Below are 2,507 nucleotides of genomic sequence, written 5' to 3'. Positions count from 1 at the left end.
CCTCGACCGCGCCCGCCGCCCCGAAGAGGTGCCCGAAGGCGCCCTTGGAGGAGGAGAGGGGCAGCTCGGCGAGGACGTCGGCCCCGAGGGCCTGCCGCAGGGCCTCGCACTCCAGACGGTCGTTGAGGGCGGTGCCGGTCCCGTGGGCGTTCACGTACGCCAGCTCCCCGGGCGCCACCGCGGCCTCCCGCAGCGCGAGCGCGACCGCCCGGCCCGCGGGCCCGCCGGTGGGCTCGGGCGCGGTGACGTGATGGGCGTCGGAGGTCACCCCGTACCCCCGTACGGCCCCGAGGACCTCGGCCCCGCGCCGGGCGGCGCCCTCCGCCGTCTCCAGGACGAGGATCCCGGCCCCCTCGCCGATCACGAAGCCGTCGCGGTCCCGGTCGAAGGGGCGGGCGCAGCCGCTCGGCGAGAGCGCACCGGCGTTGGCGAACGCGGCCGCCACCAGGTCCGACGAGGCGGCCTCCGCGCCGCCCACGACGACGGCGTCGGCCGCGCCGGAGGCGAGGAGCCGCATGCCCGTACCGACGGCCTGCGCGCCGCTGCTGCACGCGGACGCGACGCACAGGCTCTCGCCGCGGAAGCCGTGCCGCATGGAGAGGTGGGCGGCGGCCGCGTTGGCCATCATCTGCGGGACCATCAGCGGCGACACGAACTCGGCGCCCTCCCTGCCGTACACCTCCTGCTGCGCCTCGAAGGAGGCCGTGCCGCCGAGGCCGCAGCCGATGACGCAGGCGACGCGCTCGGACCGCCAGGGCGACGGCGCGCCGTCCCGCTTCCCGGCCTGCGTCAGGGCCTCGTCGGCCGCCACCAGGGTCAGCTGGGTGAACCGGTCTGTCCGGCGCACCAGGTTGCGCGGCAGGTGGTCGGTCGCGGTGAAGTCCGCGGGACGGACCGCCGGATGGGGGCCGGGGGCCGCCGCGTCCCCGGCGACGACGCGCTCGTGGAGCAGGCCGGCGCCGACGCCGAGCGGGGTGACCGCGCCGAAACCGGTGACGACGACCGCCCGGCCACCCTTCTCCGGATCACTCAACTCCGGCCTTCTCGTAGCAGAGTTCGAGGATCTGGCCGACGGTGTCGATGCCGTCGAAGTCCTTCGTGCGGACCGGCACGCCGAGGTCCCGCTTGACGGACTGCGCGAGCTCGACCATGTCGAGCGAGTCGATCTCCAGGTCGTCGAGCGCGGCCCCGGGCCGGACGTCGGCGGCGTCGACGCCGAGCTCGACGAGGGCGTCGGTGATGAACTGCTCGATGGTGGCGCGGTCCAGCGTCTCGGACGCCTCGGATGTCTCGGACATGACTCTCCCGTGCGGTGTGGGGACCAGAGCGGCGATCAGAGCTGCGATCAGGGCTGCGATCAGGGGGTGGTGAGCTTCGAGGCGTGGTACGGGGACCAGTGCCACTGGCGCCAGTAGCTCTCCGCGATGTCCACCCACTCCTCCAGGCGCGCGGCGCTGTCCAGGAAGCGGGAGGCGCTGACCACCAGCCAGCTGTAGACGGCCTGGCTGTCGCGGCAGCCGCCGCACTCCCCGGACGTGCAGCAGAACTGCAGCGACTCGTAGTCGGCGCCCCAGGCGGCGAAGCCCGGGATCACCGGGTTGCCGTTGGCGACCCGCTCCTCGTGGGCGGGGTGGTCGACGCTGAGGCTCGGGCACACGTCGTACCCGAAGCGCGCCCCCCAGTGCGAGGTGCCGGTGATGAGGCTGCGGATGAAGTACGGATGGCTGACCACGGCCTCCGGGTACGCCTCCTTGACCCGCAGGGCCTCCTCGAGGACGCGTCGCTCGTTCTCGATCCGCAGCGGGTTGTCGGTGCCGTGCTCGCTGTAGAAGTTGAAGGTGACGATGTTGCCGTTCTCGGCGATCTTGCGCACGGTCGGTTCGAGGTACGGCAGCCCGTCCTCGGAGAGCGCGAAGATGAACAGGACCCGCGGATCGTCCTTGTAGTGCGAGAGCGCCGTGTCGAACAGGCCGGTGAACTTGGAGCCGTTGACCCGGATGGCCCGCAGGTCGTCGTCGAGCGGCCCGCCGCCGAAGATGCTGACGGCCACGGCGATGTGCTCGAAGCCCTGCACGGGCATCGGACGCAGGCCGTTGGTCGAGATCGTGATGTACGGCAGCTCCTCGACGAACGCCTCCACCCGGCGCAGCACCAGGGTCGGCTCGCCGCCGATCAGGGTGGCCTGGTTGACCCCCTCGTCCCGCAGCCGGCGGGCGAAGGCGCGGATCTTGTCGACGTCGGACAGCTCGCGCACGGCGGTGTCGAAGCCGCCCTCGAAGTACCAGCAGCCCTTGCAGCGGATGTTGCAGGTGTTGGTGAGGTGCACCTCGCAGGAGCGCACCTCCCGGCCGAGACGGCGCAGCCGGTGCAGGCGCTCGGCGAGATCGGGACGTTCGGCCAGGAGGGCGGCGGTGCGCTCCTTCGCCTCGCGGCGGCCGAGCGGGCGCGGGGTGATGGTCAGGGGGGTGGCCATGGGGGTGCGGACTCCTCGGTGGGCCGGGCTGGGC

General features: G+C 73.1%; 3 protein-coding genes. All 3 read right to left on the bottom strand.

Translation table 11 applies throughout. The features are described from left to right. A partial coding sequence (locus CCN56_RS37320; protein WP_086832148.1) for a beta-ketoacyl synthase occupies nucleotides 1-1,033 on the bottom strand: 1,033 nt, incomplete at its 3' end. Further along, a complete protein-coding gene (locus tag CCN56_RS37315) occupies nucleotides 1,026-1,298 on the bottom strand; it encodes an acyl carrier protein (RefSeq protein ID WP_086832147.1) in 273 nt (90 codons plus the stop codon). The genes CCN56_RS37320 and CCN56_RS37315, both read right to left, overlap by 8 nt. A gap of 59 nt (nucleotides 1,299-1,357) precedes the next feature. After that, nucleotides 1,358-2,507, bottom strand: a 1,150-nt coding sequence (locus CCN56_RS37310) for a radical SAM protein (RefSeq protein WP_256962372.1), incomplete at its 5' end; no start/stop codon positions are given.

Origin of the sequence: Streptomyces sp. NRRL B-24572 (assembly GCF_002156145.1) — a bacterium.
In the GTDB taxonomy this organism is placed as follows: Bacteria; Actinomycetota; Actinomycetes; order Streptomycetales; family Streptomycetaceae; genus Streptomyces; species Streptomyces vietnamensis.
This window is presented reverse-complemented; position numbering and strand designations above follow the sequence as displayed.